The organism is Desulfobacterium sp. N47 (genome assembly GCF_051233685.1).
GTDB lineage: Bacteria > Desulfobacterota > Desulfobacteria > Desulfobacterales > RPRI01 > RPRI01.
In genome coordinates, this window is sequence record NZ_JBAMMY010000009.1 from 1 (window position 1) to 2,816 (window position 2,816).

Annotated in this window: 3 protein-coding genes; all 3 read left to right on the forward strand. The window is 35.5% G+C overall.

The features are described from left to right. Window positions 1-609: 609 nt before the first annotated feature. Genes VXK47_RS00125 through VXK47_RS00135 form a run of 3 tightly spaced genes read left to right on the forward strand, consistent with a single transcriptional unit; the run spans window position 610 to window position 2,627 of the window. Window positions 610-900 carry a glycogen-binding domain-containing protein gene (locus VXK47_RS00125; protein WP_435546742.1) on the forward strand — a complete coding sequence of 97 codons (291 nt, stop codon included), beginning with the start codon at window positions 610-612 and terminating at the stop codon, window positions 898-900. A gap of 29 nt (window positions 901-929) precedes the next feature. Further along, window positions 930-1,928 (forward strand): adenosine kinase, encoded by a 999-nt coding sequence (locus tag VXK47_RS00130; protein ID WP_435546743.1) that lies wholly within the window; start codon window positions 930-932, stop codon window positions 1,926-1,928. A gap of 18 nt (window positions 1,929-1,946) precedes the next feature. Then, window positions 1,947-2,627: a tetratricopeptide repeat protein gene (locus VXK47_RS00135; RefSeq protein WP_435546744.1), complete on the forward strand. Its 681-nt coding sequence runs from the start codon at window positions 1,947-1,949 to the stop codon at window positions 2,625-2,627. Window positions 2,628-2,816 lie beyond the last annotated feature (189 nt).

Here is a 2,816-nt window from a genome sequence, read left to right on the forward strand (position 1 = left end):
GCCAAGGCCGCGTTGGCTGATGATTTTAATGCCGTTTGCAACAAAAACCAGAAACTCTCCCGAAAATCTTTCGTGGACGCGCTGTTACGGATGGTCGCGTGAGTAAACCATGCATCATTTCGGTGAAACTTTAGATTATAAAATAACCTTTGTTAATATGTTTTAATGCGATTATTGCTTTTTTTACACGTATATGCCGTTATTATCAAGCTAAAAAATCTTTCTATATTTGTTTAATCTTCAAAGCAAACAGTTGGCAATAAGCTTGTTGCTAAACAGCCTGTCTTATCACAGGCCTGACTTATCTGTTCAATATTTTTATATGTTTAAGGTATATACTGTTGAGTTTAATAAAACATACTGTATGAAGGAATCCTGATAGGCACTGAAAGAACAATGCAGGCCAAGTATCGGATTATCGCAAAAGAATAAATATCTTGACAATAAATAGATTAAATATTAGATATATACAGTATATTGATATCAAAGAACAATTGAATTCAGCGATTCCATCCTGCTGCTCGTAAAGTGTTATACCGAACATAAACTTGTTCTATTATAACCATTTTTATTTATAACAAAATAATTTGAGCCAAAAGGGAGGTACATATGGCAAAAGAGAAAATAAAATCAACGCCTGGCAAAAGAAAAGTGACTTTTATTATTGAAATCCAAAAAGCTGAAAAAGTATCTTTAATTGGTGATTTTAATAAATGGAATGAAAAAACTCATACCATGAAAAAAGAAAACAATGATGTTTGGAAAAAATCGATTTTTCTGGATCCCGGACGATATGAATACAAATTCCAGGTTGATGGTCAATGGCAAACGGATCCCAATAACGACCAACTATGCCAGAATAACTTTGGAACATATAACAATTATATAGTAGTAAAGTAGCTAACCTGCTGATTGCTTAAGGATAATAAATGACAGACGATTTACTTGCAGGCAATGGCAATAAACTTGTCGTAGGTATAGGGTCAGCTCTAGTTGATATTCTTGCTTTAGAGAACGATGAGTTTATTGAAAAAGCCGGAGCCATAAAAGGTGGCATGACTCTGGTTGATGATGAAGTTATTGAAAACACTTTATCCCGGATAACAAAAAAGCCCAGCATAGTGCCTGGAGGCTCAGCGTGTAATACGATTGTTGGGATAGGAAAACTTGGCGGCTTATCCCGGTTTGTAGGCAAACTGGGTGAAGATGATCTGGGTAGGTTTTTTGAAAATGATTTGAAAAATAATAATGTTGAATCACATCTTTTTACTTGCGCTTCTCCCACCGGAAGAGTTCTTTCCATAGTGACACCTGATGCCCAGCGTTCGATGTTTACTTGCCTTGGTGCATCTTCAGAAACAAAACCGGAAGAAATTACAATCAATTGTTTCAAAGGGGCTACGGTTGTCCATATCGAGGGCTATCTGATGTTTAATAAAAAATTAATACTTTCTGCCTTAAACAATGCAAAAGCTGCGGGGGCTCTTATTTCACTGGATCTCGCAAGTTTTACGGTTGTGGAGGAACATAAAGAATTTATTGATGAAATAGTAGATGCCTATGTAGATATTTTGCTTGCCAATGAGGATGAAGCATTTGCGTTTACAGGTTATAGAGATGAACTTAAGGCTCTTGAAGTTATTTCAAAACGCGCGGATATAGCGGCATTGAAACTTGGCAATCGGGGAAGTTATATATCCCACAAAGGAAAAGTTATTAAAGTTGAACCAATGGGAAACGGGTTTGCGATTGATACTACAGGAGCAGGTGATCTATGGGCGGCTGGATTTTTGTTCGGATTTGTAAATGGTTACAACCTTGAAAAATGTGGCGAGCTGGGTTCTGCTTGTGGATATGAAGTTTGCCAGGTTATGGGAGCTAATATTCCGGAAGATGGGTGGAAAAGAATAAAAATAATGCTGGAATAAATATTGTTTGGAGAAACAATGGCAAAAAAAATAACAAGAAAGGCGCTTTTAAAAGAACCGGATGAGTTTATAACTTTTTCAACAAAATTATTAAATCTTGCAGGCAAACATCAAACTCAATTAATATCTATTGTAAGCGCAGCCGTGCTTATTGCGTTGGTTTTTTCAGGATATTCTTACTTTAACCGCAAGTCTGAAAGCAAAGCTTATTCAATGCTTGAAAACAGCATGAGAGAATATAAAATATCCGTTAAGAAAAATGGTCCTGAAAAAGCTTTGAAAGAAGTTAAAGACAGCTTTAAAAACATAATAGATAAATATTCAGGCAATAGCGGCGGTAAGATAGCAAGGCTTGAATTCGCCAATATATGCTATAATGCCGGAGATATAGATACAGCTATCGATCTTTACAATAAAGCTCTGATAGATTTTAGCAATAACCGGTTTATTAAATGCGGGATAATAAACAGTCTTGGTTATGCTTCAGAAGAAAAAAAGGATTATAAATCTGCTGTAGCTTATTTTGAAAAGATTGTGTCAGAACCGGATAATTCTTTGAAAGATGAAGCTTATTTTAATCTTGGAAGGCTTTTTGCCATAATGGAAGAAGGGAAAAAGAGCAAAGAAGCTTATAAAAAGATTTGTTCTGATTTTCCGGATTCATTTTATTTTATGATTGCCAAAGAATATGTTTCCTGATCTTCCAAAAAAAAATTAGCGGCCAACCTGAATTAATCAGATTGACCGCTTAGGAGTTGTCACAAAATAACCTTTACATTTAAAACGTACATGCTATACTGCATGCATGGAAATAAGGTTGATAAAAAAACGCTTCGAAATGCTTGCGCCAATACTTGACGAGAAAACACTCAGACTTTTTGTCGCTAC

What these genes read in the sequence shown, in the direction of transcription:
- VXK47_RS00130 (WP_435546743.1), top strand. Translation starts at nt 930, where the DNA reads ATGACAGACGATTTACTTGCAGGCAATGGCAATAAACTTGTCGTAGGT.
- VXK47_RS00125 (WP_435546742.1), top strand. Translation starts at nt 610, where the DNA reads ATGGCAAAAGAGAAAATAAAATCAACGCCTGGCAAAAGAAAAGTGACT.
- VXK47_RS00135 (WP_435546744.1), top strand. Translation starts at nt 1,947, where the DNA reads ATGGCAAAAAAAATAACAAGAAAGGCGCTTTTAAAAGAACCGGATGAG.